Raw genomic sequence first — 26815 nt, forward strand, 5'->3', positions numbered from 1 at the left:
TGAGTACCTGATGACAGAAAGACACAGCATTTCAAACGGCCCAGACTCGCCAAACGTCTGGGGTCTGCATGACAGCGCCACCGGATCGATCCAGTATCTGTGCGCCTGCCCGCGAACCCGCGAGGCGGCGCTCATCGATATCGTTCAGGATTTCGACCCCGCATCCGCGAGACGCTCCTGGGAGAATGCCGGCAGGATCGCCGCCATCGTCGAACGGGAGAAGCTGCAAGTGAAGTGGGTGCTCGACACCCACCCGCATGCGGATCATCTCATGGCATCGTTTCACATGTCGGAAACGACCGGCGCGCCGACGGCGATCGGAGAAAAAGTGTGCGATGTCGCGCGCCTGTGGACGGACTACTACGGCCGCTATTTCAACCCTGCCCCCGCCTTCGACCGGTTGCTGAAGGAAGGCGACACGCTGCCGCTCGGCGATCTGGAGATCGGCGTCTGGCTGACTCCCGGCCACACACTGGCCAGCGTCACCTATCTCGTCGGCGACGCCGCTTTCGTGCACGACACGCTCATGCAGCCCGATATGGGCACCGCACGCGCCGACTTTCCCGGCGGCGATGTGGACGTCCTGTGGGACAGCATCCAGCGCATCCTGTCGCTGCCCGGGGACACACGCCTGTTCATCGGACACGATTATCCCGGGAAGATCGCGAGGAACCCGAATGGGAGGCGAGCGTTGCCGACCACAAGACCGGCAACATCCATCTGGCGGGAAAGACACGCGACGACTTCGTGAAGCTTCGCACCGAACGCGATGCCACGCTCGGGCTGCCGGACCGCATGCTGGCGGCGCTGCAATTCAACCTGCGCGGCGGCCGGCCGCCCGAACCCGACGCGGACGGACATCGCCGGATCCTCATTCCGCTCGACCGTTTCTGACCCTCTTGACCTTTTTGGAGACCCATCATGACCATGACCGCAGACGACCTCGTGGCGGAAGCGCGCCGCACCGTCGACACCATCACCCCGGCCGACGCGCACGGATTTCTCATCCTGGACGTTCGCGAACACGGTGAGCTGAACTCCAGCGGAGCGATACGCGACGCGATCCACATTCCGCGCGGCCTGCTCGAATTCAAGGTCGATCCGCGCAGCGACTCCGCGGAAGCCGCCCTCGCCCGTGCCCACGCACGGGGCGAACAGGTGAACGTGCTGTGCGCAAGCGGCGGACGCGCGGCGCTCGCCGCCGCAACCCTGACCCGCATGGGATACCGCGCGGCCGTCATCGAGGGCGGGTTGAAGGCCTGGAAAGCCGCCGATCTGCCCGTGGCGTGACGGCTTCGGCGGCTGAAGGCGCGGCGGACGACCGACTCGCCGGGGAACGGGGTAATCAGGCGGCGATGCTTCCCGCTTCCCCCGCCCCGCGGCGCGTGATAGAGCCAGCCGCATGGCCAACGACCCCACCCTGACGCTCGAAGACTTTCGCGCAGCCCTGCCGCCGCTCGGCCGGCTGATAGGCATCGATCCGGGCACGAAGACCATCGGGCTGGCGCTGTCGGACGCCGGACGCTCCATCGCCAGCCCGCTTGAGACGATCAGGCGCAAGAAGTTCAAGATCGACGCGGTGCGCCTGCTGGAGCTTTGCGCCGAGCACGCCATCTGCGGCCTGGTCATCGGCCTGCCGCTGAACATGGACGGCAGCGAGGGGCCGCGCGCCCAGGCCACCCGGGCGTTTGCCCGCAATCTCGCGGCGATCACCGACATTCCGCTGACGTTCTGGGACGAGCGGCTGTCCACCGCCGCCGTCACCCGGACCTTGCTGGAGGCCGACGCCTCGCGGGCCCGGCGCGCCGAGGTCGTGGACAAGATGGCCGCCGCCTATATCCTGCAGGGCTTCCTGAACCGCATCAGGGGCTAGGCTGTAGTGACAATTTAACGTCACTGGGGATTCCCTTTGAGGCGCAAATCAGATTCAAGGCTGACTTTTGGAGGTCGGCTTTGGAAGGCGAAGTTCTACGCGACGATCAATGGGAGCAGATCAGGCCGTTTGTTCCGGGCGGCCTGAAGGGCAAGCGCGGCCCGCGCAGCGACGGCCGACGCTTCTTCGATGCGATTTTGTGGCTGGCGCGTTCCGGAGCGCGCTGGCGGGATCTGCCGGAGGATCGCTTCGGCCCCTACCAGACCGCCAAGCGGCGCTACTACCGCTGGATCGAGGCGGGTGTGTTCGACCGTTTGTTCGAGGCGATCGCGAGCGATCCGGACATGGAATGGCTGTCGATCGATGCCACCGTCATCCGCGCCCAGGCGCAGGCCGCCGGAGCGCGGCGTAAAAGGGGGGGCCTGAAACCCAGGCTCTCGGCCGCTCCCGCGGCGGCTTCTGCACCAAGCTGCACGCCGTCGTAGACGCGCTCGGTCTGCCGGTGCGCTTCGAGCTGGGACCGGGTCAGCAGAACGACATGGCGCCCGCTTGCGAGCTGATCGAGGGCTTGGCGGTGACACAGGTGATCGCCGACCGCGCCTATGATGCCGACCGGCTATACGAGCTCATTCTCGAACAGGGCGGCGAGCCGGTCATCCCGCCGCGCCGGCATCGCAGATACCAGCACGACTACGACAAGATTGCCTACAAGAACCGGTGGGGCATTGAGGGCTTCTTCGCTAAGCTCAAGCAGTGGCGCCGCATCGCAACCCGCTACGACAAGCTTGCCGCCAACTTCCTAGGCTTCGTCAAACTCGCCAGCATCATGCTCTGGCTCAAATGATTAAATTGTCACTACAGCCTAGCCCCAACGCTTGTCACGCCCTGGCCGCTCCCGGACCCCCGCCATGATGCCTGCGATCGATGCTCTCATTCCCGTCCTGCTGGTGATCGCCACCGGCCATATCGTCGCGCGCATGGGATTCGTCGACGGCGACCAGTGGCGCGGTTTCGAGAGACTCGCCTATTACGTGCTGTTTCCCTGCATCATCATCTACAACATCGCGCTGGTGGATTTCGGCGCGCTGCCGTTTCTCTCCCTCGGCGCGACACTGATCTTCTCGATCCTGACAATGGCCTGCGTGACGCTGGCGCTGCGGCCGATGCTGCAGCATCTCTTCGGGATCACGCCGAAGCGGTTCACCTCGATCTTCCAGGGCGCCATCCGCTGGAACACCTTCGTGGCACTGGCCATGGCGGACCGCCTGTGGGGCGCGGAGGGCGTGGCCCTGATCGCCGTCGCCATCGTCGCCATGGTGCCGCTGCTCAACGTGCTCAGCGTGCTCGTGCTGGCGCGCTACGCGGAAGGCGCCGCACCCACGGCCGCGAGGATGCTGCAGGATCTGGTCAAGAACCCGTTCATCCTGTCCACCGCGATCGGCCTGGCGATCAACCTCACCGGACTGATGCCGCCCGCGCAGGTGATGACCGCGCTGGAAATGATGGGCCGCGCCGCGCTATCCGCGGGCCTTCTTGTGGTCGGTGCGAGCCTCGATCTCGGCGCGCTGCGCCGGCCGGGGCCCGCGCTCGCCTCATCGACCCTGCTGAAACTCGTCTGCATGCCGCTTCTGGCGGCCGGTTTCGCGTGGCTCTTGGATCTCGCCGGCACAGCACACGGCATCGCCATTCTGGCCACCGCGGTGCCCTCCGCGACGGGTTCCTACCTGCTCGCCCGCCAGATGGGCGGTGACGCCAAGCTGATGGCCGAGATTCTCACCTTGCAGACCATTCTCGCCGTGGTGACGATGCCGGTCGCCCTCTGGTTGCTTGGGTAACGCCATCAGCGCCGTCTAAACGGCACATTAAACACTGTCTGCTACCACCCGTCCCGCTGCCCGCCGCGCCCAAAGATCGCTCCGGGCCGCAATTCTGGGGTTTGCGGGGCAACGGCACCATGGTCATCAGATATCTAATCATCGCGCTCACCCTCGCGGCCCTGCAGGGCTGCGCAGCCGTCGCCGTGGTCGGCGGAGCCGCCAGCCTCGCCGGCACCGCGATCGGCACAACCGTCGGCGTCGCCACAACGGCCGTCGACCTCGCCATACCCGATAGCGACGATGAGGATGACGAGAGCTGACGCCTCGCCGCGGAGCTACTCGGTCACAGGAAAGGCGTAGTCCACCAGCGCGCGGGCATCGAAACGCTGATCCAGCATGCCGTAGGTGGCGCGCCACTGACCGCCCAGACGCGTGTCGATGAACGCATCGGCCAGCGCACGCGGTGCGATCTGACGCAGGCAAGCGGCCGCAACCGTCAGAGCCAGCTGCTCGGTGAGAATCCGCGCGGATCCGGGATCCTCGACACAGGCACGCGCCGCCGCCTTCAATACCTTTGTGGAGACCGGGCCGGATGTGCCGAGATCGCGCTCGACCTCGCCGATGACGGCATCCAGGGCCTCGGGCGACTTTTGCAGCGCCCTCAGGACATCCAGGCACATGACGTTGCCCGAGCCTTCCCAGATCGCGTTGACCGGGGCCTCACGATAGATCCGCGCGAGACTTCCCTCCTCCACGTAGCCGTTACCGCCCAGGCACTCCATCGCCTCATATGTCAAAGACGGCGTAACCTTGCAGATCCAGTATTTCGCCGCCGGTGTCATCAGCCGCGCAAACAGCGCCTCGGTCTCGCTGCCGCCCGCGTGATCGAAGGCCCGCGCCAGACGCATCGACAGGGCGCCCGCGGCCGCGACGTCCAGCGTCATGTCGGCCAGCACCCGGATCATCATCGGCTGTTCGATCAGCGGCTTGTCGAACACCTTGCGATGGCGCGCGTGATGCACCGCCTCGCCCAGCGCCGCGCGCATCATGCCGCCCGACGCCACCGCGCAGTCGAGCCGCGTCATCGTCACCATTTCGAGGATGGTGGCGACACCCCGTCCTTCCTCGCCGACCAGCCATGCGCCGGCATTGTGGAATTCCACCTCCGACGACGCGTTGGAGCGGTTGCCGAGCTTGTCCTTGAGCCGCTGCAGGTGCAGGCCGTTGACGGTGCCATCCGGCAGATGGCGCGGCATCAGAAAGCAGGTGGGACCCGCCTCGGTCTGCGCCAGCACTAGGAATCCGTCGGACATCGGCGCGGACATGAACCATTTGTGGCCGGTGATGCGCCACATGCCGTCGTCCGATTTTACGGCCTGGGAGGTGTTGGCCCGCACATCGGTGCCGCCCTGCTTCTCCGTCATCCCCATGCCGATGGTGACGCCCGCCTTGCGGTCCGCCGGCACGAAGCGGTGGTCGTAGCGGCGCGACAAAATACGCGGCAGCCACTCGTCGGTGGCCTCGCAGCCCTTCATCAGCGCGGCGACCGCCGCGTTGGTCATGGTCATCGGGCAGATATGGCCGCATTCCCCCTGCGCGGTCAGAAACAGCCGCGCGGCGCGCAGCGTATGCCGGCGGCCGGTCTGGGTCGGCTCCTTCTCCCACACCGAGCCATGCAGCCCGCCATCCACCGAGCGGCGCATCAAGGCGTGATAGGCGGGTGATAGTCCACCACGTCGACACGACGCCCCTGGGCATCGTGAGTGCGCAGCACGGGAGTGTTCACATTGGCCAGCCGGGCCAGTTCCATCGCCTCGTGCGAGCCCCAGAACGTGCCGGCACGGCCAAGTTCGTCTTCGCTCTGCGGATCAAGGACGGCATCGAGCGCGCTGCGCAGGATCGGATCACTGGCAAACAGATTTTTCCCCGCGTACGGCGGGCTCTGGTTGAACACCGTATGCGTCCGGCCCTGATCCATCACTTGTCTCCAGTTCCTGCCCGCGCACGGCTCTCGCCGACGATTCGTACTCGTGGAAAGCTTACCATGCCTGCATCACGGCGCTTGAGGCCACACCCGACTCCGCCTATAGATCTTATTTTAATGACCACACCAACATCCATTTGCGCGGATCGCTATCCGCACCGCCATCTCCTGGGGATTGAAGGCCTTCAACCCCGGGACATTACAACCTTGCTCGATCTGGCAGAACAAGCCGTCGAGGTCAGCCGGCAGGTTGAAAAGAAGAAGTCCGTGCTGCGCGGACGAACGCAGATAAACCTGTTCTTCGAAGCCTCCACCCGCACCCAATCCTCGTTCGAACTCGCCGGAAAGCGTCTTGGCGCCGACGTCATGAACATGTCCGTCGCCTCGTCCTCGGTAAAGAAGGGCGAGACGCTGATCGACACGGCGGCAACGCTGAACGCCATGCACCCGGATCTGCTGGTCGTGCGCCATGCGTCGGCCGGCGCCGTGCATCTGCTCGCCAACAAGGTCGACTGTTCCGTGGTCAACGCCGGTGACGGCGCGCACGAACATCCCACCCAGGCGCTGCTCGACGCGCTGACCATGCGCCGCCACAAGGGCGAGATCGCTCAGCTCACGGTGGCCATATGCGGCGATATCCGCCACTCGCGAGTCGCCCGCTCCAACATCCTGCTGCTCAACGCCCTGGGCGCGCGTGTGCGGGTCATCGCGCCCAGCACCCTTCTGCCCGCCGGTGTGGAGAATCTCGGCGTCGAGGTCTTCACCTCGATGAAGGAGGGCCTGAGAGACGCGGACATCGTCATGATGCTGCGCCTGCAGCGCGAACGCATGAGCGGCGCTTTCGTGCCCAGCGTGCGCGAGTACTTCCGCTACTGGGGACTGGATGCGGAGAAGCTCGGCTACGCCAAGGAAGACGCGCTGGTGATGCATCCCGGTCCGATGAACCGCGGCGTGGAGATCGATCCGGAGATCGCCGACGGCCCGCGCTCGCTGATCCGCGAACAAGTCGAGATGGGCGTTGCGGTGCGCATGGCGGTGCTGGAAGCGCTCGCAGCCCACCTGCCCAACCAGTGAGGCCGCGGCCATGACAGACGACGACAAGCCGCCGCACGCGCCCCTGGTTCTCGCCAACGCACGCGTGATCGATCCCGCAAGCGGCCTCGATGCGCCGGGCGCGGTGATCGTTGTGGGTGGCGTCATTCAGGCGGCCGGTCCGGACGCGCTTGCATCCGGCGCCCCGACGGGCGCCGAGGTGATCGACTGCCGCGGCAAGATTGTGTGCCCCGGGCTGATCGACATGCGCGTCTTTGTCGGCGAGCCCGGCTTTGAGCATCGCGAGACCTTACGCTCCGCGTCCAAGGCCGCCGCCGCGGGCGGCGTCACGACGATCGTCACCATGCCCGACACGGAGCCGGTGATCGATGCGCCTGCGCTTGTCGACTACATCCTGCGCCGCGCGCGCGACACGGCCATCGTGCGCGTGCACCCCATGGCCGCGCTGACCCATGGCCTCGAGGGCCGCGAGATGACGGAAATCGGCCTGCTGCGCGAAGCGGGCGCCGTCGCCTTCACCGACGGCAGGCGCTCCATCGCCAATGCCCAGGTGATGCGCCGGCTTTTGACCTACGCACGCGATTTCGATGCGCTGGTGATCCACTTCCCGCAGGACGAGGCGCTGGCCGCGGGAGGCGTCATGAACCAGGGAACCACCGCCAGCCGGCTCGGTCTCGCCGCCATTCCGCGCGAGGCGGAAATCATCACGCTCGAGCGCGATCTGCGCCTGGCCGCCATGACCGGCGGCCGCTATCACGCGGCGCAAATCTCATGCAGCACATCCGCCGAGGTGCTGCGCGCGGCCAAGGCGCAAGGCCTCGACGTCACGGCCGGCATCTCGATCAATCACCTGACGCTCAACGAGAACGACATCGGCCCCTACCGGACCTTCTTCAAGATGTCGCCGCCGCTGCGCGCCGAGGACGACCGCCTCGCCATGGTCGAGGCGCTGCGCGACGGCACCATTGACGTTATTGTCTCCGCGCACGACCCGCAGGACGTGGAAACCAAGCGCCACCCTTTCGCCGAGGCCGCGGACGGCGCGGTGGGACTGGAAACGCTGCTGGCGGCCGCCCTGAGGCTGGTGCACAGCGGCGATGTGCCCCTGCTCACCGTGCTCAGGGCCATGACCTCACGGCCGGCGGAACTGCTCGGGCTGAACACCGGGCGGCTGACGCCGGGAACCCCGGCCGACCTGATCGTCTTCGATCCGGACGCGCCCTGGGTCTTGAGCGAGGCGGATCTCGTCTCGCGGTCCAAGAACACCGCCTTCGAGGGCGCGCGCTTCTCCGGCCGGGTGCTGCGCACGCTGGTTGCCGGACGCACGGTCTACGCCTAATCTTCAATCCGACATGCACATTCTGGGGGATGCGCCTTGCCCGATCCGATCAACTGGGCCAACGACTGGCCGTATTATCTGGCGGCTCTCACCGGCGGCTATCTGCTGGGCTCGATTCCCTTCGGCCTGCTGATCACGCATTTCGCGGGCCTGGGCGACATCCGCAGCATCGGTTCGGGCAACATCGGCACCACCAACGTGCTGCGCACAGGCCGCAAGGGCCTCGCCGCCCTGACGCTCGCCTGCGACATGCTCAAGGGCACGGCCGCGGTGCTCATCGCCTATGAGTTCGGCGGCATCGATCTGGCCGTCACCGCAGGCCTCGGCGCCTTCCTGGGGCACCTTTTCCCGGTGTGGCTGACATTCAAGGGCGGCAAGGGCGTCGCGACATTCCTCGGCATTCTCCTGGGCCTCGCATGGCCGGCGGCGCTGGTTTTCGCCCTGGTGTGGGTCGCCGTGGCCGCCGCGACGCGGTATTCGTCGCTGTCGGCGCTTGTTGCCAGCCTCGCAAGCACACTGTTTCTCGCCTGGCAGGGCTACTGGCAAGTGACCGAACTGATGGCCGCGCTCACCCTCATCCTGTGGCTGAAGCACAACGCCAACATCCTGCGCCTGATCAACGGAACGGAGTCCCGCATCGGACAGAAGTGAATGAATGAGCCGCCCCGCGAAGCCGTCCAACCCGGCCGGATCCTGAGCGATCGCCAGAGACTGGCGTGGCTGCGGCTGATCCGGTCGGAATATGTGGGCCCCGCGACCTTCCGCGACCTGCTCAATCACTTCGGCTCCGCCCAGGCGGCGCTCGACGGCCTACCCGAGCTCGCGCGCCGCGGCGGCACGCGCAAGGGCCTGAAAATCTGCGCACCGGCTGACGCGGAACGCGAAATGGCCGCGCTCTCGGCCATGGGAGGCCGGGTGGCGGCGCTTGGCGAGCCCGACTACCCGCCCCTGCTGCGCCACATCGACGGCGCCCCGCCGATGGTCTCCATCATGGGCGGAGATGCGGCACGCAGGGACCGAACCGTGGCGATCGTCGGCGCCCGCAACTGCTCGCTGGCGGGCCGCAAGCTGGCCAATGCCCTCTCACGCGATCTCGCGGACGCAGGCTACGCAGTCGTCTCCGGCCTGGCCCGCGGCATCGACGCCGCCGCCCATGAAGCCGCCCTCGCCGGTGGCACGGTCGCGGTCTTCGCCGGGGACTGGACGTCCTCTATCCGCCGGAGAACGAAGACCTCGCAGCGCGCATTCTGACCCATGGCGGCGCGCACGTGAGCGAGATGCCGCTCGGCTGGCAGCCACGCTCGCGCGACTTCCCCCGCCGCAACCGGCTGATTTCCGGGATCAGCGCGGGCATCGTCCTGATCGAGGCCGCCCGAAAGTCAGGATCGTTGCACACGGCGCGTTTCGCCCTCGAACAAGGACGCGATGTGCTCGCGGTCCCCGGATCCCCGCTGGATCCGCGCTCGGAAGGCTGCAATGCGCTGATCCGTGACGGCGCGGCGCTGGTGAGAAACGCCGACGACGTCATCGCCGCCCTGGAATCCGCCGCGCCGCCGCCGCCCGCCCCGCCGCTGGTCGAGGAGGAGGATGACGCGAACAGCGATCTCGGGGCCCTCGACGTGCCCGACGACGCCCGCCAAACGGTCATCCAGGCGCTCGGTCCCACGCCCGTCGGCGTTGACGAGCTGATCCGGCATACGGGACTGCCGGCCGCCACCATTCACATTATTCTTCTGGAGCTTGAACTCGCGGGCCGTCTGCAGCGCCACGCGCCCAACCAGATCTCGCTGATCGGAGACTATTGATCGCGGCCGGGGAATCTCACGGCTGTCCGCGCCTGAAAAACGATCTACGGCGCCTGGGCGGATCCGGCGGCGGATCATCCTGTGAGGGATCTCCCGGCCCTTTCCGCGTTTTCCGGGATGCCGCCTTGGGATCTTTCAGTTGCGCCTCCGCCTCAAGCCGCGACATGTCCAGCAGATAGGCGAGAAAACCGAACTGAGACCGGTTCGCGAGATCACGCAATTCGCGGCACATACGCGCAATATAGGCTGCATCGCTCTGATCCGCGTCGGGAGCACCCGGCTTCATGTCTATCCCCTTGTCGGTCAGGACACCGCCGCGCGCCGCAGCGCCCCGAGTTCAATCAAACCCCACAGGCGCGCCATAGTGATCATGGGCACGCGTGTAAAATGCCAGCACGGCAGGGCGTGTTCAAGCACGCGCCCAAGGCGTCCCAAGCGCGCCATTGATATTATTACGTGTGTGATGTGAGTTACACAACTATTGAGGTTAATTTCACCACAGACCCTGGCGACAATCACCAATACGCCGCCGCTTTCTGCCGCCTCCGGAGCCGCCCTTGCGCACCGCGTTCCAAGACGCCATTTGACAGCGCACGCACGATCTTGGAATGTCCATCCGAATCATTCCACCGCCTGATAAAGCGGACAAGGCGTCGGCAATGGCTGGAGCGCTGCGGAACATCGACACCCGCCGCTATAATTCCTCCCATTGAATCATATAGTTAGCGCTTAAACGCCGCCAATCGGGACCGTCCCGCCCGTCTGGCCCGTCCGTCTGGATTATCCCGCCGGGTCTCGGCTGAACCGAAACATTTCCTGGAAATCAATGAACCTCGTCATCGTTGAATCGCCCGCCAAGGCAAAAACCATCAACAAGTACCTCGGGTCCGACTACACGGTCCTGGCCTCCTATGGCCACGTCCGCGATTTGCCGGCCAAGGATGGATCCGTGCGCCCGGACGAGGATTTCGCCATGTCCTGGGCGGTCGATGCCAAGTCGCAGAAGCGGCTCAGTGACATCGTCAAGGCGCTGAAGGGGTCGGACCGGCTCATTCTCGCCACCGATCCGGATCGCGAGGGCGAGGCGATTTCGTGGCACGTGCTGCAGGTGCTGAAGGAAAAGAAGGCGCTCAAGGACCAGCACGTCGAGCGGGTGGTCTTCAACGCCATCACCAAGAAGGCTGTGCTCGAGGCGATGGCCAATCCGCGAGAGATCGACATTCCGCTGGTCGACGCCTATCTGGCGCGCCGCGCGCTCGACTATCTCGTCGGCTTCACCCTCTCTCCGGTGCTGTGGCGCAAGCTGCCGGGCGCCCGCTCCGCCGGACGCGTGCAGTCGGTCGCCCTGCGGCTCGTCTGTGACCGGGAAAACGAGATCGAGATCTTCAGAAGCCAGGAATACTGGTCGCTGCTCGCCAATCTCAAGACCCCGTCCGGCGATCCGTTCCAGGCCCGCGTCACCGGCTTTGACGGCAAGAAGATCACCCGCCTGGACATCGGCACGGAAGCCGAGGCGAACGCCATCAAGACGGTGCTCGAGAACGCCGGCTACACGGCGACATCCGTCGAATCCAAGCCCGCCAAGCGCAACCCTTACGCGCCTTTCACCACCTCGACGCTGCAGCAGGAAGCCTCGCGCAAGCTCGGCTTTGCCGCAGCCCGCACCATGCAGGTCGCCCAGCGGCTGTATGAAGGCATCGAATTGGGCGGCGAAACCGTCGGCCTGATCACCTATATGCGGACCGACGGCGTGCAGATCGCCGGCGAGGCCATCGACAGCGTGCGCCAGGTGATCGCATCGGAATTCGGCGACAAGTACCTGCCCGCCAAGGCGCGCTTCTATTCGACCAAGGCCAAGAACGCCCAGGAGGCCCATGAGGCCATCCGGCCGACGGACCTGACCCGGTTGCCCAAAACCATGGCGCGCTACCTCGACGCCGACCAGGCGCGGCTTTACGAGCTGATCTGGAAGCGTACCGTGGCCAGCCAGATGGAATCAGCGGTGTTCGAGCGCACCACCGTGGACATTCTCGCCAAGGGCCCCGACGGCAAGGACGTCTTGCTGCGCGCCACGGGCTCCGTCGAACGCTTCAACGGCTTCCTGACGCTCTATCAGGAAGGCCGCGACGACGACGAGGACGAGGAATCCCGCCGCCTGCCGCCCATCAGCCAGGGCGATGCGCTGGCACGCGAGAGCATCGAGGCCAACCAGCATTTCACCGAGCCGCCGCCGCGTTACACGGAAGCGACGCTGGTGAAGAAGATGGAAGAGCTCGGCATCGGCCGTCCCTCCACCTATGCCTCCACGCTACAGACGCTCCAGGATCGTGACTACATCGTCATCGACAAGAAGCGCATCGTTCCCGAGGACAAGGGCCGGCTGGTCATCGCCTTCCTGGAAAGCTTCTTCAACCGCTACGTGGAATACGACTTCACGGCCGACCTGGAGGAACAGCTCGATCGCATCTCCGCCAACGAGCTGGCCTGGAAGGACGTGCTGCGCGACTTCTGGAAGGCGTTTTCGGGCTCGGTCGCCGAGATCAAGGACCTGCGCGTCTCCGAGGTGCTCGACGCCCTCAACGACATGCTGGCCGCCCACATCTTCCCCCCGGGGACGATGGCAAGGATCCGCGCGCCTGCCCGACCTGCGGCGAAGGCCAGCTGTCGCTGAAGGTCTCGCGCTTTGGCGCCTTCGTCGGTTGCTCGCGCTACCCCGAATGCCGCTACACCCGCCAGCTTGGACAGACCGGCGATGACGCCAATGGCGCCGGCGACGGCCCGAAGGTGTTGGGCCAGGATCCGGAGACCGGCGTCGACATCAGCTTGCGCAGCGGCCGTTTCGGCCCATATGTGCAATTGGGCGAGGAAGCCAAGCCGAAACGCGCATCGCTGCCCAAGGGCTGGGAGGCGTCGGAGATGGATCTCGCGAAGGCGCTGGAACTGCTGGCCCTTCCGCGCGAGGTCGGTCCGCACCCGGAAACCGGCAAGATGATCTCCGCCGGCATCGGCCGCTACGGTCCCTTCGTGCTGCACGACGGCACCTACGCCAATCTGGATTCCGTCGATGAGGTCTTCACCGTCGGCATCAACCGCGCGGTGGACGCCATCGCCCAGAAAGCGGCGAAGGGCGGACGCGGACGCAACAGCCCCGCGGCGCTCAAGGAACTCGGCGAGCATCCCGATGGCGCCGGTCCGATCACCGTGCGCGACGGCCGCTACGGCCCCTATGTGAACTGCGGCAAGATCAACGCGACCCTGCCGCGCGACATGGAACCGGCGTCGGTGACGCTGGAGCAGGCGCTGGAACTGATCGCGGCAAAGGCCGAGAAATCCGGCAAGCCGCTCAAGAAGGCCGCCGCCAAGAAGCCCGCGGCCAAGAAAACGGCCGCCAAGAAGGCTCCCGCGAAAAAGGCCCCGGCGAAGAAAGCCGCCGCCGCGAAGCCGGCAGCCAAGAAAACAACAGCCGCCTCCAAGGCAAAGGCCGGCGAACCATAGACGGACAACGAATTGACACGGCGCAAGCCCATCAAAGGCGAGGAATTCCTGCCCACACGCGAGGAAATCCTCGCCTTTATCGCTGAGAACCCCGGCAAGGCCGGCAAACGCGAAATCGGCAAGGCCTTCGGCGTCAAATCCGGCAGCGCGAAGATCGCGCTCAAGCACATGCTGCGGGATATGAGCCAGGAAGGCCTTCTGACGAAGAGCCGCAAGAAGCTCACGAAAACAGGCGATCTTCCCTCGGTCTTCGTCGCCACCATCTTCGGACGCGACAAGGACGGGGAGTTGCTCGGCCGTCCCGTGCGCTGGGAAGACCACAAGGGTGAGCCTCCGGTGGTCCTGGTCGTGCCGGAACGCCACCGCAAGGATGCGCAGCCCGGCGTCGGCGACCGCGCCCTGGTGCGGCTCGCCTCCGGCGAATCCGGCCCGGAAGCGACTCAGCTCGTCCGCGTGATCAAACTCCTCGACCACAAGCAGAGCGACATTCTCGGCGTCGTCCGGCTGAGCGGCGAAGGCCGCCCGGCCCGGCTGGTGCCCATCGACCGCAAGCAGAAAGAGCTGGCGATCGATCCCGACGGCATGAAGGACGCCAAGGACGGCGATCTCGTCTCGGTCGACGTGGGTCGCGCGGGCCGCTACGGCGTGCCGATGGCGCGGGTACGCGAATGCATCGGCTCGATGAATTCGGAGAAGGCGATCTCGATGATCGCCATCCACGCCCACGGCATCCCGCATGTGTTTCCCAGATCCGTCATCGAGGAGTCCGAGGCGGTCGAGGAAGCCACCACCAAGGGCCGTGAGGACTGGCGCGAACTGCCGCTGATCACCATCGATCCCGCCGACGCCAAGGATCATGACGACGCGGTCTACGCGCAAGCCGACACAAGTCCCGACAACGAGGGCGGGCATGTGGTCACCGTGGCGATCGCCGATGTGGCCGCCTATGTGACACCGGGCTCGGCGCTCGACGCGGAGGCGCACCTGCGCGGCAATTCGGTCTATTTCCCCGACCGGGTCATCCCCATGCTGCCCGAGCGGATCTCCAACAACCTGTGCTCCCTGCGCGAGGGCGAAAACCGCCCCGCCATGGCCGTGCGGATGATTTTCGACCAGGACGGCAAGAAGCTGTCGCACAGCTTTCACCGGGTTCTGATGCGTTCGGCCGCGAAACTCTCCTACGAGCAGGCGCAGGCAGCCATCGACGGCCAGACGGACGACAAGACGGGTCCGCTGCTGGAGCCGATTCTCACGCCGCTATGGGATGCCTACGCCGCGCTGAAACGCGGCCGCGCCGCCCGCGAGCCGCTGGAACTCGACCTGCCCGAGCGCAAGATCCTCTTGAAGCCGGACGGCACCGTCGATCGCGTGCATGTGCCCGCGCGTCTCGACGCGCACAAGCTGATCGAGGAATGCATGATCCAGGCGAACGTTTCGGCGGCAGAAACGCTCGAGGAAAAGAAGACGCCCCTGCTCTATCGCGTGCATGACGCCTCCAGCCCCGAAAAGCTCGAAGCCCTGCGCGACTTCCTCTCGACCCTCGACATCAAGCTGCCCAAGGCGGGCAACCTGCGTCCGGCTCATTTCAACGGCATTCTCAACCGCGTCGTGGACACGCCGCACGCCGGCATCGTCAATGAGGTTGTCCTGCGCTCGCAATCGCAGGCGGAGTATTCACCGGCCAACATCGGCCACTTCGGTCTCAACCTGCGGCGCTATGGCCACTTCACCTCGCCGATCCGCCGCTACGCGGATCTGATCGTCCACCGCGGATTGATCCGGGCTCTGGGCTTCGGCAAGGACGGGTTGCCCGAAAGCGTCGAGCCGAAGCTGGAAGCCATTGGCTCGGAAATCTCCGCGACCGAACGCCGCGCCATGGCGGCGGAACGCGACACCAAGGACCGGCTGATCGCCCATTGGCTGGTTGACCATGTCGGCGCGCAATTCGCGGGCCGCATCGCCGGCGTGGTGAAGACCGGCATGTTCGTGCGGCTCGACGACTCGGGCGCCGACGGCTTCGTGCCTGCCTCGACGATCGGGCAGGACTACTACCACTATGACGAAAAGACGCATGCTCTGGTGGGCCGCAGCACTGGCGAGACCTATCAACTTGGTGACAAGGTGCAGGTCCGCCTCGTAGAGGCAGCGCCGCTGGCGGGCGCATTGCGGTTCGAGATCCTGAGCGACGGCACCAAGCGCAAGCCGGGAGGCCCCAAGGGGCGCGGCAAGCCGCCGATGCGACAGGGGAAACGATCCTCAAGCGCACAGCGGAAGGGCCAACGAAAGGGTACCCGTTGATGACGGTTCAATTAAGCGGCGGCATCGCACCTGGTGAAACGATGCACACGCTGCCCAAACGCAACCTGAAGCAAGCCATGTTTCGCGGCATGATGTGCCGTTGCCCGGCCTGCGGCAAGGGCTCCGCCTTTGGCAAGTATCTCAAGGTCGCCCATGCGTGCGAGGCCTGCGGCGAGGAACTTCATCATCACCGCGCGGACGACGCGCCGCCCTACTTCACCGTCCTGATCCTCGGCCACATCCTGATCCCGCTGGTTCTCGCCGTGGAGGTCGCCTTCGTGCCCGCGCTCTGGCTGCACATGGCAATCTGGATCCCGCTGTCGATTGCACTCACCCTTGCCGTCCTGCCGCCGGTCAAAGGCACGCTCGTCGGCTTGCAATGGGCGCTCTACATGCACGGCTTCGATCCAAACGTGGATGACGAATACGCGATGATGGCCGGAGTGAAGACCGCGGAGCTCTACGGCCAATGACGGACCTCGCCCAACGCCTGACGTCGATCGAACGGCGCATGGATCATGCCAACACGCGTCCCAAGGATGCGGCGACGCTGCTGATCCTAGATCGCGGGCAAGCGGGCGAGCCACGCGTGCTGATGGGCCGCCGGCATGAGCGTCACCGGTTCATGCCGGGCAAATTCGTGTTTCCCGGCGGCCGCATCGACCCTTCCGATTCCCGCATCAAGCCATCGAACGATTACGACCCCGCCGTCATGGCGAAGATGATGCACGCGCTGAAGGGTCCCAAGACCGAGGCGCGCGCGCGCGCCTTGGCGGTCGCCGCCATTCGCGAAACCTACGAGGAAGCCGGCGTGTTTGTCGGCGACAAGACCGGCGAAAACTGGCGCGCGCCCGCCGATTTCACCGCGTTCTCGGAGCGTGGCATCCGCATCGACCTGGCGCCGGTGCGGCTGATCGCGCGCGCCATCACGCCCCCGCGCCGTCCGCGCCGCTTCGACACGCGGTTTCTCGCCGTCTGGGCCGACCAGATCTGCGACCAGTTGCCCGAGGGCACGGGCCCCACGGGCGAGCTCGAGGATCTCCATTGGCTGAGCCTGGAAGACACCAAGGCGCTGGACATGCCCACCATCACGCTGACCGTCATCGAAGAGCTGCAGCACCGTCTCCTCACCGATGAAGAGCTTGATCCCGCGACGCCGATCCCCTTCTATCAGTGGCGCGCGAACAGATTCGTTCGCGAGCTGATCTGACACGTCCCGCCTGACACGCGACCCGCTTGGGGACGTGTGCGCGCCGGGCAGAACCGGCAATTTCCTCCAGCGCGCCGGATCGCAACCGAATGTGTCATTGGATTTGGCGCGGACCTCCCCCAACGCGCCGGTGTGACGGGGCTCAGGCGCGATGACCACTTTGCCCGGCGGCGACACGCTGCTGCAGGTGCTGCGGCGGCCGGGACTGACGGCCGCCATCGCCGCCATCAGCATTGTCGGCATCGCCCTCAGCCTCGGCCTGCCGCTGCTTGCGCTGGTGCTGGAATCGCGCGGCATCACGCCGCTCTGGATCGGCATCAACACGGCGGTGGCTGGTGTCGCCTCGATCGCGGTCACCCCGTTCGTCATGCCCTGGGCGCGCCGCTTCGGCACCGCCAATCTGGTGCTCGCCTGCGTCGTTGGGGCGACCGTCTCGTTTCTGGGCTTCTATCTGGCGCAGCCCTTCTGGGTCTGGTTTCCCTTGCGCATCGTGTTTCACGGCACGACGACGATCATCTTCATTCTCTCGGAATTCTGGATCAACGACCAGGCGCCAAACGCCCGCCGCGGCGCCATCATGGGGATCTATGCCGCCTGCCTCTCCGTCGGCTTCATGGTCGGCCCGCTGATCATCACGGTGCTCGGCAGCGACGGCGCCACGCCGTTCATCGCGGGCGCGATCATCATGCTGCTTGCCGCGCTGCCGGTCCTGATGGCGCGCAAGGCGGCGCCGCGCATGGAGGAGGAACCCAGCGCACCCTTCACCCGTTTTCTCGTCGCGGCTCCCATGGCGACCCTCGCCGCCTTCGTCTTCGGCGCGGTCGAATCGGGCTCCTTGTCGCTGATGGCCGTCTACGGCATGCGCATCGGCTACGACGCGGCCGACGCGGTTCTGCTGGTATCGGCGATCTCCGCCGGCAACATCGCGCTGCAGTTTCCGCTGGGGTTGCTCTCCGACCGCCTGGACCGCCGTCACATGCTGGTCGCCTGCGCGGTGGCCGGCGCCCTGGGCGCGGCTCTCATTCCCTTCGCCGCACACAATCTGGCCCTGCTGCTGGCGATCATCTTCGTCTCGGGCGGCTTCATGGCCGGGCTCTACACCATTGGCCTCATCCATCTCGGCGCGCGCTTCTCCGGCACCGATCTGGCGTCCGCCAACGCGGCCTTCGTGATGATGTATTCGATCGGCATGCTGGTCGGCCCGGCGATGATGGGCGTGGCGCTCAACAGCAGCAATCCGCACTGGCTGCCGTGGTCAATCAGCGGAATCTTCCTGCTCTACATTGTGGTTGTCATCCCGCGCATGCGCCTTGAAACAAAGCCCTGAACTGCGGCTTGACTTTACCGCGCCGATGCGTAGGTTGGCGGCCTGTTTCAATGCATCGTTCCTCAGCTCAGCCCACGTCGGCGCGAGGGCGTCGACCACACGGGATACCAGGCACATGGCCAAGGCCACCACAATCAAAGTCAAGCTCGCTTCGACGGCGGACACCGGGTACTTCTACGTCACCAAGAAGAACACCCGCACCATGACCGAAAAGATGAGCATGAAGAAGTACGATCCGGTCGCACGCAAGCACGTCGAGTTCAAGGAAGCCAAGATCAAGTAACGATCGGCTGACAGGAATTGACGAAAAGCGCCGCTTTGCCGGCGCTTTTTTGTGCGCGCTCGCATGCGATGCGTCCTGCGGATACGTGCCGGAAATTCACGCAAGCGCGCCGCGTGCGGGCCGTTTCCGGCCACGGCGACCCACCGAGGGGCATTCTGGATTGATCTGTGGAAAATGCCGGAAAAAGGCGGCCGGCGGGAAGCAGGTGTTACGAGGAGGCCACTCCAACCTGCTTCCCTGCCGGCCTAACCCCACGGACCCAGGAGATGCGGCGGACCTGAGAGTTCCATGGGGCAGACTGTGAATTGCGCAAAGTCTCGAAGACAGGTCGCTCTCGATCACGCAAGCTTTGCGAGATCGAGGATTGACTATCTTTCGCGAGGTCAATCTACCGCAGTGCGAGACAAATTCAATGATTTGTTATTGAATCATTGGTCCTCAGTTCACGCTTAGTAAATTCTTAACCTTAATTCGCCGCGCCGCCAATCCGTTTCCACACGAAACGCTGACGCAAAACACCGTAATCCGGCGCATCTTCGCGCAAATCGTCGCGAACAACGCACACACACAGTCTGTTGCGCCGGCGAAGGTCCGGCACATGTGACGTGTGCCGGCGCAGCACCATCTTAAGTACTTATGACAGTAAACAGACGGGCGGCACCAGCCACACCCTCGCGTCAGGGCTGATCCGGTGCAACCGGCGCGGCGCTTGCGGACCACTCGGCGGGCGGCGCTCAGGCGGCGTCGGCGACCACGCGATTGCGGCCTTCTCGCTTGGCGGCGTAGAGCGCCGTATCGGCCCGTTTCACAAGGCTGTCGGGCGTGTCACGCGAACCGTTCAGCCCGGCGACGCCGACACTCACGGTCACGTCCAGAGCGGTCGCGCCACCCTGGACCAGGAACGGCTCGCTGGCCATGCGCTGACGCACCCGCTCACCCACCATATAGGCCAGCGACATGTCGGTCTCGGGCATGACGATGACGAATTCCTCCCCGCCATAGCGGCAGGCGAGATCCAGCCCGCGCACCGAGCGGCGCAGGCGCCGGGCAAATTCGCGCAGCACCTCGTCGCCCACGTCGTGGCCATGGGTGTCGTTGACGGCCTTGAAGTAGTCGATATCGGCGACCAGCACGGAAAGGTCGGTCTTGCGGGCGATCGCCTGGTTGACCAGCGTCGCCAGATGCGTTTCCAGATAGCGGCGGTTCTGCAGGCCCGTCAGCCCATCGGTCACCGCCAGTTCCATCGTATGCTGCACATTGGCGCTGAGCCGGTCGGCGTAGCGCTTGCGGCGCACCTGGGTGCGCGTGCGCGCCAGCAGTTCGTTCTTGTCGATCGGCCGCAGGATATAGTCGTTGACGCCCAGTTCGAGCCCGCGCAGCAGCCGGGTGTTTTCCTCCGGCTCCGCGATCAGCAGGATCGGAAGGTTGCGCGTGCGCTCCAGCGAGCGCAACTGCGAGCACAACCGCAAGCTGTCAAATCCCTCGAGCGACAGCGACAGCATGATCATGTCGTAGTCGCCATCCGCGCAGCGGAACAACGCGTCCTGCGGGTCCGTCTCCACGGTAACGTCCGCATCCTTGGAAAGTGTGTTGGCGACGCGCTCGTACGACGAGCGGCGATCATCGACCAGCAGGATCTTGCCGCGCTCATTCGCGAGGTCGTCGACATTGTCGATATCGTCGAGGCCCATCTCACGGCTGGTGCGCGCGCGCATGCGCAACTCGTCAACGGCGCGCTTCAGCCGCACCAGGTTCTTGACCCGGGCGATCAGCGCGGTCTCGCTGACCGGCTTGGTGAGGAAATCATCCGCGCCCGCCTCGAGCCCCTTGACCCGGTCGGCGGGCTGATCGAGCGCGGTCACCATGATCACCGGCACATGCCGGGTCTGCGGCGACTGCTTGAGCCGCCGGCACACCTCGAAACCGTCCATGCCCGGCATCATCACGTCGAGCAGCACGATATCGCATTCGCTGGTCTCGCAGATTTCCAGCGCCTGCGGCCCGCTCGTCGCGGTGATCACCTCGAAATACTCGGCGTTGAGCCGCACTTCGAGCAGTTTCACATTGGCCGGAATATCGTCGACTACTAGAATTCGCGCGGTCATAACATCATCCTGAGCCTTTGGCCCGTTCGCGGGTCAGGCCTCGCCCAAATAGGATCGAACGGTTTCCAGGAACTTGGCCACCGAGATCGGTTTCGAGATATAGGCTTCACACCCGCCCTGCCGGATCCGCTCCTCATCGCCCTTCATGGCGAAAGCGGTCACGGCGATCACGGGAATGGTCTTCAGATCGTCGTCTTCCTTGATCCATTTGGTCACCTCCAGCCCGGAAACCTCCGGCAACTGGATGTCCATGAGAATCAGGTCCGGGTGATTGGCCCGAGCAAGTTCCAGCGCCTCGATACCGTTGCGCGTCTGCAACGTATCGTAGCCATGCGCTTCCAATAGGTCGTGGAAGAGCTTCATGTTCAGCTCATTGTCTTCCACGATAAGCACGGTTTTCGCCATCAGTCCGCCTCGGGTGTCAGGGGGCGGGAAAACAGGGTAATACTCAGCACACCCTGGATGCGGGACGGGTCCGATTCCCGCCTCATCCCCCAATATCAGCAATAAAACTAACCGAGATTCGTTTCGGAAAGGCAAACAGTTGACACAAACCGGGCAAAAAAGCGGATTGACGCCGGAAGAGGCTGAAATAATTGCGGTTGAAGCGCTTGGATTTCTGGCACGGGAGCCGGAACATCTTGGCCGGTTCCTCGCCGTCACCGGGATCGGCCCCCATGCGATCCGCGACGTCGCGGGCGAACCGGGCTTCCTCGCGGGCGTTCTGGAGTTCCTGATGAGCGACGAAACCCTGCTGCTGGCGTTCACCGAGAACGCCCGATTACGGCCAACCATGATCGCCGCCGCACGCTATCGCCTTGCCGGGGACCCCGCCGACCATGCTTGAGACACGCCCGGCCGAGCCGGACATCTTCGCCCAGATCGAGGCCCTTGGCATCCTTGGCGACGGCCCGCTGGTCATCTGCGACGTCGACGAGGTGGTGCTGCATTTCATCGCGCCGCTGGAAGCCTACATGGTGCGCTGCGGTTTCGAACTGATCGAGCCGCGCTTCATGCTGACGGGCAACATCCGCAGGCTCGACGGCGGCGGCCTGGCCAGCCAGGACGAGGTGCGCGCCCTCATCCACGGGTTTTTCGAGACCGAGTCCGAAAGCCAGAAGCCGGTGCCGCATGCCTCCGACACGCTGGCAGCGCTCAGCGCGCATGCGCAGGTGCTCATGCTCACCAACATGCCCGAGCGCTTTCGTCCGGCGCGCGAAGGCATCCTGCGCCGCAACGCCATCCCCTACCCCGTCCTGACCAACATCGGCCCGAAGGGTCCGGCTGTGGCGACGCTGGCGGGCGAACGCCGCGAGCCGATATTCTTCCTCGACGACAGCGCGGGCAACGTGACATCCGTGCGCGATCATGTGGACAGCGCGCACCTCATTCACTTCATCGCCGACGCGCGCTTTTTCGCGCTGGCGGAACCCATCGACGGCGTGCATCATCGCAGCAATTGCTGGCGCGACACGCGCCGCTACATCGAGGGCGTCCTGGGCATCTGACGACGCCCTGCCCGACGAGAAACGACATGTCGCAAGACATCCCCGCGTCCCCTGCCGGCTATTGCCGCGACTGCCTGAAGCCGGTCAAGGCGACGGTGGAGCGATGCCGGGCCTGTGGCAGCCCCCGGCTCATCCGCCATCCCGAGCTGGCCACACTGACGATCGCGCATATCGATTGCGACGCCTTCTACGCCTCGGTGGAGAAACGCGACCATCCGGAGCTGGCCGACAAGCCGCTGATCATCGGCGGCGGCACCCGCGGCGTCGTCTCCACCTGCTGCTATATCGCCCGCATATCGGGTGTCCGCTCGGCCATGCCGATGTTCAAGGCGCTCGAGGCGTGTCCGGACGCCGTTGTCATCCGTCCCGACATGCGCAAATACGTGGCCGTCAGCCGCGAAATCCGCACGCTGATGAACGAGCTGACGCCGCTGGTCGAGCCGGTGTCCATCGATGAGGCGTTTCTTGATCTCACCGGCACGGAGCGCCTGCATCACGCAACCGCGGCAGAGGTGCTGGTGCGTTTCGCCGCGCGCGTGGAAACCGAAATCGGCATCACGGTCTCCGTCGGCCTGTCGCACAACAAATTCCTCGCCAAGATCGCGTCCGATCTCGACAAGCCGCGCGGCTTTTCCGTCATCGGACGTGAGGAAACGCTTTCGTTCCTGGCCTCCAAACCTGTCTCCTTCATCTGGGGGGTCGGCAAGGCGCTGAACGCCAGGCTTACCGGCGACGGTATCCGCACCATCGGTCAGCTCCAGACCCATGACGAGGGCGATTTGATCCGCCGCTATGGCGTCATGGGGCTTCGGCTGGCGAAACTGTCCCGCGGCATCGATGCCCGCCATGTGCGGCCCGAGCGCGAAACCAAGAGCGTCAGCGCCGAGACGACCTTCAACACCGACATCAGCAGCGCGGCGGAGCTGATCCCCGTGTTGCGGCGGCTGTCGGAAAAGGTGTCGCACCGCATGAAGGCGGCGGAGCTCGCTGGCCACACGGTCACACTGAAGCTGAAAACCAGCGACTTCAAACAACTGACCCGCTCGCGCAGCCTCAATGATCCGACGCAGCTCGCAGACAGGATCTTCAAGACGGGCCGCGCGCTGCTTGAGCCGGAGACCGACGGCCGCCGCTTCCGGCTCATCGGCATCGGCGTCTCCGAGCTGTGCCCCGGCGATCTGGCTGATCCGCAGGATCTCGTCGACGAGGACGCCACCCGCCACGCCAACGCCGAACACGCTGTCGACGCCCTGCGAGAGAAATTCGGCAAACACGCGGTGGAGCTGGGTCTGGTCTTCGACGCCAGGAAAAAGACCTGATACCGCCAACGTGTCTCTGCGGCGATCACATCCGCGCGTCACGGCCCGCGCTGTTAGAAATGTCACCGCGCGGCCGTGCGTCACGCGTCATACTGAGTTCGCGATTTTTCATTCCCGTATTTTGACACTGATTTTTGTTGAATTTTCAAACTGCATTTCCAGGAGACATTGCCATGGTTTCCCGATCGCGCAACACCATCCTTCTGCCTCTCGCTTTCGCCGCCTCCGTGATGTGCGGCTCCGCCCGTGCCGACGTCTGCATGATGCCCGGTCAGGCATTCGAGTGTGTCGGCGCGGCATGCGACGTTGAGGCAGGCGTGCAGAACGGCCAACAACATGAAGTCGTTGAAGCCAGCCAACGCCTGCGTGTACGCGCTATCGACAGCAATCTCAGCACGGAACAGTCCTACGCCGAGCTTTTCGGCGTGGTGGTCTCGCCAGCCGCCGACATGTTCGTGCGCGCCAACATGAACGTGCGGTTTTCAGGCTTCCTGACCGGGTTCGGCGGCGGTGTCGTCAACTTCGGCTCGATCTCGATCCGCGCCATCGTGCGCGATCTGGACAGCAACACGATCGTCGCGTCGACGGAAATCGCCCAGCACACCAATCAGGGCGAGTTCGGCATGGGCGGACCGGAGTTCTTCGAGAACTTCTTCGGGCCGCCGGCCCATCGCGACGTGCCCTTCGACAGTGACGAGGGCGTTCGCCTGGAAGCCGGCCGGCAATACGGCATCGGCATTTCAGCCCGGGCCGAGGCGCGGGGCGGCATCATCAACAACGGCGTTTCGAATTACTTCACCGGCGGCAACGGTGTGTTTCTCAACTCCCTCAAGCTCATCAGCTGGGCGGACACCACGGTCGCGGGCTTTGAGGACAGCGACGGCGACGGGCTTCCCAATATCTGGGAGACCGATGGGGTCACAGACTGCGACGGCACGGTGCTTCTCGACCTTCCGGGATTCGGCGCACAGCCCAATCACAAGGATCTGTTCGTCGAGCTCGACTGGATGGCATCGCGTCCCCTAATGCGCGCGCCATCCAGACGGTCAAGGACGCGTTCAATCAAGCCCCTGTCAACGCCGGTGGCCAGAACAATCCCGATACCCAGCCCGGCGTCTCGATCTGGATCGACACGGGCGCGCTGACCGACGACACCGGCGCGCTGGTCGGCGACAATCTGGGCGGCGGCAACGAGATTCCGGCCGCCGACATCCCCGATCCCACAGGCGAGTTCATCCCGCCTCTGAGCGAGGGTGTCGGAGGTCTCGACTATGTGGTCGACATCGACGGCAACGGCCTGACGGATTTCTATGAGGTGAAGGCGAAGAACTTCGATCTGATCCGCACCCGGATCTTTCGCTACTCGATTCAGGCGAAGGACCGCACCGACGTCGGCAACACCTACCCCGGCGGCCAGGGCGAGCTGGGCGGCGACGACACAGTCGGCTACTCGCGGCTGCCCATCGTCCTGATGCATGAGGTCGGCCACAACCTGTCGCTCGACCACGGCGGCAACGAGGGGCTGAACTGCAAGCCCAACCACGTCAGCATTATGAATTATGCGCTGGTCCCCTTCGGGATTGCGCGCCGGTCCACGGATTCGCAGGCCCAGGACACCAACAACGATGGTGTCATCGATGCGCGGATCCTCGATTTCTCGCCGCCCCGCTTTCCCGGCGGTCGCGGATTTGCGCCGCTATACGGCCCCGGCGACGGGCTGGACGAGATGGCCCTGTCGGAAACCCGCGTTCTCGACCCCAGCGACACCGCTAATTCCACGCGCTTCTTCGATCAGAACGGCGACGGACGCGATCTGAATCTCGATGAACAACCGGACTGGAACGGCGGCGGAAATGCGCCCGGGACGGTCCAGGCCGACGTGAACAGCGCACCGGACTTCGCCGGTTGCGACAGCCCGCCCGAAGCCGATCTGTCCACGCTCCTCGGCCACGACGACTGGAGCGCCATCACCCTGCCGATCAGCATCAACGGCATCGTCCAGGATCTTCCGGAAAACGACAACGGCGTGACGCCGGTGCCCCAGGAGGACGACCCGAACGAAAGCGACATGTTCGAGAACGAGGCGAAGTTCAGCACCCTCGACCTGTCCGTCACCAAGACGGTGGACGCGGAGCTGGTCATGGCGGGGCAGCCATTGACCTACGAGATCACCGTGACCAACCAGGGACCGAATTCGGCGCTCGAGGTGTTCATCGAGGATGAATTGGACGAGAACGTCACGCCCGTCGACCTGCCCGGCAACTGCAGTGTCGTGGAGGATGGCCGCGTCTCATGCGACCTCGACGTGATCGCCGAGGGCGAGAGCAGCACGGTGACGCTGCAGGTCATGGTGTCGCCGCGGCTGCCGTGCGGCCAGGCCGACACGGTGCCGCTCGTCAACACCGTCACGGTGCGCAACGGCGAATGGTCCGATGTCAATCCGGCCGACAACACCGCGACCGCGGAAAGCGAGGCCCTGTGCCTGCGCTACGAGTATGCCGCGAAATTCCTGTGCGGCACGCCTGACGGTCGTGTCCCGCTGCTCACCGCGCCGGGCGACTACGCGACCATCGTGAATGTCCATAACTTCCAGAGCCGCGATGTTCCGTTCTTCAAGAAGCTGGCGCTCGCCTTCCCGCCGCGCGCCCAGGAAGCCGGTGAGATCCATCCCATCGGCATTGATGAGCTTGCCTATGACGAAGCGCTGAAGGCCGATTGCGATGATCTGCGCGACCGTCTGTTCGACGGGGCGTTTCCGAACGGCTTCATCGAGGGCTATCTGGTGGTCCAGAGCCCCAGAAGGCTCGACGTGGACGTCGTCTATACCGCCGCTGCGGAAGGTGAGGTCAAGACCATCGATGTCGAGCGCGTTCCCGAACGCGATCTGCGCGCGGATCTGGCAATCACCAAGACCTCGGTCGTCTATCCGATTCCGCTTCTGGGTCCGGACGTCCTCAGCCAGTTCGGCCTCTATGCGGTGCTGTACACGGTCGAGATCCACAACGGCGGCAGCGTGCATGCGGAAGACGTCGAGGTTGCCGACCATGTGGCTCTGAACACTGGACCGGGCACCGTGGGCGTCGTCGTCGTGCCCGACGTGCCGTTCGAAATCCCGGAGGGCAGCGCCCTTGGCGACATCGTCAACACGCCGTTCCCCCGGCCTCGGACTTCACCCTGACGATCCCCGAGATCGCACCCGGCGATACCGCGCGGACTCGATTCTGGGCGCTGGTGCTCACCTACACGAGCAGCCAATCCGCACCGGGCACCAGCGGCGCGGAACTGACCAACCGGGCCGAGGTGACCGGTCAGGGACCGGAGACCACGCTGATCAACAACACCGTGCAGACTGTTGATGAACTCGAAAACTGATCGAATCGATCTCAACAAAGCATCACG

General features: G+C 65.0%; 22 protein-coding genes and 4 pseudogenes. 22 read left to right on the forward strand and 4 right to left on the reverse strand.

Annotated elements, in window-relative coordinates:
- Window positions 1-10: 10 nt before the first annotated feature.
- The 6 genes and pseudogenes from D1F64_RS13445 to D1F64_RS13470 all read left to right on the forward strand — a co-directional run bounded on the left by D1F64_RS13445 (window position 11) and on the right by D1F64_RS13470 (window position 4010).
- A pseudogene (locus D1F64_RS13445) lies at window positions 11-894 on the forward strand (MBL fold metallo-hydrolase).
- A 27-nt stretch (window positions 895-921) separates the two neighbouring features.
- Window positions 922-1290 carry a rhodanese-like domain-containing protein gene (locus D1F64_RS13450; RefSeq protein ID WP_117412852.1) on the forward strand — a complete coding sequence of 123 codons (369 nt, stop codon included), beginning with the start codon at window positions 922-924 and terminating at the stop codon, window positions 1288-1290.
- Window positions 1291-1402: 112 nt separating this feature from the next.
- Window positions 1403-1873, forward strand: a complete 471-nt coding sequence (gene ruvX / locus D1F64_RS13455; RefSeq protein WP_117412853.1) for a Holliday junction resolvase RuvX — start codon at window positions 1403-1405, stop codon at window positions 1871-1873.
- Between the two features lie 80 nt (window positions 1874-1953).
- Window positions 1954-2717, forward strand: a protein-coding gene (locus tag D1F64_RS13460; protein WP_117410987.1) for an IS5 family transposase whose coding sequence is annotated in 2 segments (ribosomal slippage) — window positions 1954-2284 and window positions 2284-2717 — 765 coding nt in all. Because the reading frame shifts where the segments join, the coding sequence is not laid out codon by codon here.
- A gap of 64 nt (window positions 2718-2781) precedes the next feature.
- The gene (locus D1F64_RS13465) at window positions 2782-3708 is read left to right on the forward strand and encodes an AEC family transporter (RefSeq protein ID WP_117412854.1); all 927 of its coding nucleotides are present in this window, start codon (window positions 2782-2784) and stop codon (window positions 3706-3708) included.
- Between the two features lie 119 nt (window positions 3709-3827).
- Window positions 3828-4010 (forward strand): hypothetical protein, encoded by a 183-nt coding sequence (locus D1F64_RS13470; protein ID WP_117414597.1) that lies wholly within the window; start codon window positions 3828-3830, stop codon window positions 4008-4010.
- Window positions 4011-4025: 15 nt separating this feature from the next.
- On the opposite strand, the pseudogene D1F64_RS13475 reads toward D1F64_RS13470, so the two are convergent.
- Window positions 4026-5668, reverse strand: a pseudogene (locus tag D1F64_RS13475) (isovaleryl-CoA dehydrogenase).
- 123 nt (window positions 5669-5791) lie between these two features.
- Here D1F64_RS13475 and D1F64_RS13480 point away from each other — a divergent pair.
- The 4 genes and pseudogenes from D1F64_RS13480 to dprA all read left to right on the forward strand — a co-directional run bounded on the left by D1F64_RS13480 (window position 5792) and on the right by dprA (window position 9871).
- Window positions 5792-6748: an aspartate carbamoyltransferase catalytic subunit gene (locus tag D1F64_RS13480; RefSeq protein WP_117412855.1), complete on the forward strand. Its 957-nt coding sequence runs from the start codon at window positions 5792-5794 to the stop codon at window positions 6746-6748.
- 10 nt (window positions 6749-6758) lie between these two features.
- Window positions 6759-8066 (forward strand): dihydroorotase, encoded by a 1308-nt coding sequence (locus D1F64_RS13485; RefSeq protein WP_117412856.1) that lies wholly within the window; start codon window positions 6759-6761, stop codon window positions 8064-8066.
- Between the two features lie 36 nt (window positions 8067-8102).
- Window positions 8103-8717: a glycerol-3-phosphate 1-O-acyltransferase PlsY gene (plsY, locus tag D1F64_RS13490; RefSeq protein WP_117412857.1), complete on the forward strand. Its 615-nt coding sequence runs from the start codon at window positions 8103-8105 to the stop codon at window positions 8715-8717.
- A pseudogene (gene dprA / locus D1F64_RS13495) lies at window positions 8718-9871 on the forward strand (DNA-processing protein DprA).
- 16 nt (window positions 9872-9887) lie between these two features.
- Here the strand turns inward: dprA and D1F64_RS13500 are convergent.
- Entirely contained in the window at window positions 9888-10157 is a 270-nt protein-coding gene (locus tag D1F64_RS13500) for a hypothetical protein (RefSeq protein WP_162901543.1), read from the reverse strand.
- A 540-nt stretch (window positions 10158-10697) separates the two neighbouring features.
- Between D1F64_RS13500 and topA the strand changes: the two are divergent.
- From topA to rpmG, 6 genes and pseudogenes are all read left to right on the forward strand, one after another.
- Window positions 10698-13366, forward strand: a pseudogene (gene topA, locus D1F64_RS13505) (type I DNA topoisomerase).
- 12 nt (window positions 13367-13378) lie between these two features.
- Entirely contained in the window at window positions 13379-15664 is a 2286-nt protein-coding gene (rnr, locus tag D1F64_RS13510; RefSeq protein WP_248304460.1) for a ribonuclease R, read from the forward strand.
- Entirely contained in the window at window positions 15664-16137 is a 474-nt protein-coding gene (locus D1F64_RS13515; RefSeq protein ID WP_248304461.1) for a DUF983 domain-containing protein, read from the forward strand. The genes rnr and D1F64_RS13515 overlap by 1 nt, the downstream gene beginning before the upstream one ends.
- Entirely contained in the window at window positions 16134-16874 is a 741-nt protein-coding gene (locus D1F64_RS13520; RefSeq protein WP_117412860.1) for an NUDIX domain-containing protein, read from the forward strand. The genes D1F64_RS13515 and D1F64_RS13520 overlap by 4 nt, the downstream gene beginning before the upstream one ends.
- Window positions 16875-17025: 151 nt before the next feature.
- Complete coding sequence (locus tag D1F64_RS13525) at window positions 17026-18201, forward strand: MFS transporter (RefSeq protein WP_117412861.1); 1176 nt, start codon at window positions 17026-17028, stop codon at window positions 18199-18201.
- Between the two features lie 115 nt (window positions 18202-18316).
- Window positions 18317-18484, forward strand: coding sequence for a 50S ribosomal protein L33 (gene rpmG / locus D1F64_RS13530; protein ID WP_117412862.1), 168 nt, complete (start codon window positions 18317-18319; stop codon window positions 18482-18484).
- 734 nt (window positions 18485-19218) lie between these two features.
- Here the strand turns inward: rpmG and D1F64_RS13535 are convergent.
- Together D1F64_RS13535 and D1F64_RS13540 are read right to left on the reverse strand one after the other, a co-directional pair.
- The gene (locus D1F64_RS13535; RefSeq protein WP_117412863.1) at window positions 19219-20589 is read right to left on the reverse strand and encodes a PleD family two-component system response regulator; all 1371 of its coding nucleotides are present in this window, start codon (window positions 20587-20589) and stop codon (window positions 19219-19221) included.
- 33 nt (window positions 20590-20622) lie between these two features.
- Window positions 20623-20994 carry a response regulator gene (locus tag D1F64_RS13540; protein WP_117412864.1) on the reverse strand — a complete coding sequence of 124 codons (372 nt, stop codon included), beginning with the start codon at window positions 20992-20994 and terminating at the stop codon, window positions 20623-20625.
- A 166-nt stretch (window positions 20995-21160) separates the two neighbouring features.
- Between D1F64_RS13540 and D1F64_RS13545 the strand changes: the two genes are divergently transcribed.
- From D1F64_RS13545 to D1F64_RS23430, 6 genes are all read left to right on the forward strand, one after another.
- A complete protein-coding gene (locus D1F64_RS13545; RefSeq protein WP_117412865.1) occupies window positions 21161-21436 on the forward strand; it encodes a DUF3572 domain-containing protein in 276 nt (91 codons plus the stop codon).
- Complete coding sequence (locus D1F64_RS13550) at window positions 21429-22097, forward strand: hypothetical protein (protein ID WP_117412866.1); 669 nt, start codon at window positions 21429-21431, stop codon at window positions 22095-22097. Before D1F64_RS13545 ends, D1F64_RS13550 begins: the two co-directional genes overlap by 8 nt.
- Window positions 22098-22123: 26 nt before the next feature.
- Window positions 22124-23416, forward strand: coding sequence for a DNA polymerase IV (locus D1F64_RS13555; protein ID WP_117412867.1), 1293 nt, complete (start codon window positions 22124-22126; stop codon window positions 23414-23416).
- Between the two features lie 173 nt (window positions 23417-23589).
- On the forward strand, window positions 23590-24561 hold the full coding sequence (locus D1F64_RS13560; protein ID WP_117412868.1) for a hypothetical protein: 972 nt from the start codon (window positions 23590-23592) through the stop codon (window positions 24559-24561).
- Window positions 24562-24689: 128 nt separating this feature from the next.
- A complete protein-coding gene (locus tag D1F64_RS13565) occupies window positions 24690-26594 on the forward strand; it encodes a DUF11 domain-containing protein (RefSeq protein WP_117412869.1) in 1905 nt (634 codons plus the stop codon).
- Window positions 26595-26647: 53 nt separating this feature from the next.
- Entirely contained in the window at window positions 26648-26788 is a 141-nt protein-coding gene (locus tag D1F64_RS23430) for a hypothetical protein (RefSeq protein WP_162901546.1), read from the forward strand.
- Window positions 26789-26815: the final 27 nt, after the last annotated feature.

Origin of the sequence: Breoghania sp. L-A4 (assembly GCF_003432385.1) — a bacterium.
GTDB lineage: Bacteria > Pseudomonadota > Alphaproteobacteria > Rhizobiales > Stappiaceae > Breoghania.

What these genes read in the sequence shown, in the direction of transcription:
- D1F64_RS13550 (WP_117412866.1), top strand. Translation starts at nt 21,429, where the DNA reads ATGCTTGAGACACGCCCGGCCGAGCCGGACATCTTCGCCCAGATCGAG.
- D1F64_RS13525 (WP_117412861.1), top strand. Translation starts at nt 17,026, where the DNA reads ATGACCACTTTGCCCGGCGGCGACACGCTGCTGCAGGTGCTGCGGCGG.
- D1F64_RS13540 (WP_117412864.1), bottom strand. Translation starts at nt 20,994, where the DNA reads ATGGCGAAAACCGTGCTTATCGTGGAAGACAATGAGCTGAACATGAAG.
- D1F64_RS13535 (WP_117412863.1), bottom strand. Translation starts at nt 20,589, where the DNA reads ATGACCGCGCGAATTCTAGTAGTCGACGATATTCCGGCCAATGTGAAA.
- ruvX (WP_117412853.1), top strand. Translation starts at nt 1,403, where the DNA reads ATGGCCAACGACCCCACCCTGACGCTCGAAGACTTTCGCGCAGCCCTG.
- D1F64_RS13470 (WP_117414597.1), top strand. Translation starts at nt 3,828, where the DNA reads ATGGTCATCAGATATCTAATCATCGCGCTCACCCTCGCGGCCCTGCAG.
- D1F64_RS13520 (WP_117412860.1), top strand. Translation starts at nt 16,134, where the DNA reads ATGACGGACCTCGCCCAACGCCTGACGTCGATCGAACGGCGCATGGAT.
- D1F64_RS13480 (WP_117412855.1), top strand. Translation starts at nt 5,792, where the DNA reads ATGACCACACCAACATCCATTTGCGCGGATCGCTATCCGCACCGCCAT.
- D1F64_RS13515 (WP_248304461.1), top strand. Translation starts at nt 15,664, where the DNA reads ATGACGGTTCAATTAAGCGGCGGCATCGCACCTGGTGAAACGATGCAC.
- D1F64_RS13555 (WP_117412867.1), top strand. Translation starts at nt 22,124, where the DNA reads ATGTCGCAAGACATCCCCGCGTCCCCTGCCGGCTATTGCCGCGACTGC.
- rpmG (WP_117412862.1), top strand. Translation starts at nt 18,317, where the DNA reads ATGGCCAAGGCCACCACAATCAAAGTCAAGCTCGCTTCGACGGCGGAC.
- D1F64_RS13560 (WP_117412868.1), top strand. Translation starts at nt 23,590, where the DNA reads ATGGTTTCCCGATCGCGCAACACCATCCTTCTGCCTCTCGCTTTCGCC.
- D1F64_RS13450 (WP_117412852.1), top strand. Translation starts at nt 922, where the DNA reads ATGACCATGACCGCAGACGACCTCGTGGCGGAAGCGCGCCGCACCGTC.
- D1F64_RS13500 (WP_162901543.1), bottom strand. Translation starts at nt 10,157, where the DNA reads ATGAAGCCGGGTGCTCCCGACGCGGATCAGAGCGATGCAGCCTATATT.
- D1F64_RS13465 (WP_117412854.1), top strand. Translation starts at nt 2,782, where the DNA reads ATGATGCCTGCGATCGATGCTCTCATTCCCGTCCTGCTGGTGATCGCC.
- D1F64_RS13485 (WP_117412856.1), top strand. Translation starts at nt 6,759, where the DNA reads ATGACAGACGACGACAAGCCGCCGCACGCGCCCCTGGTTCTCGCCAAC.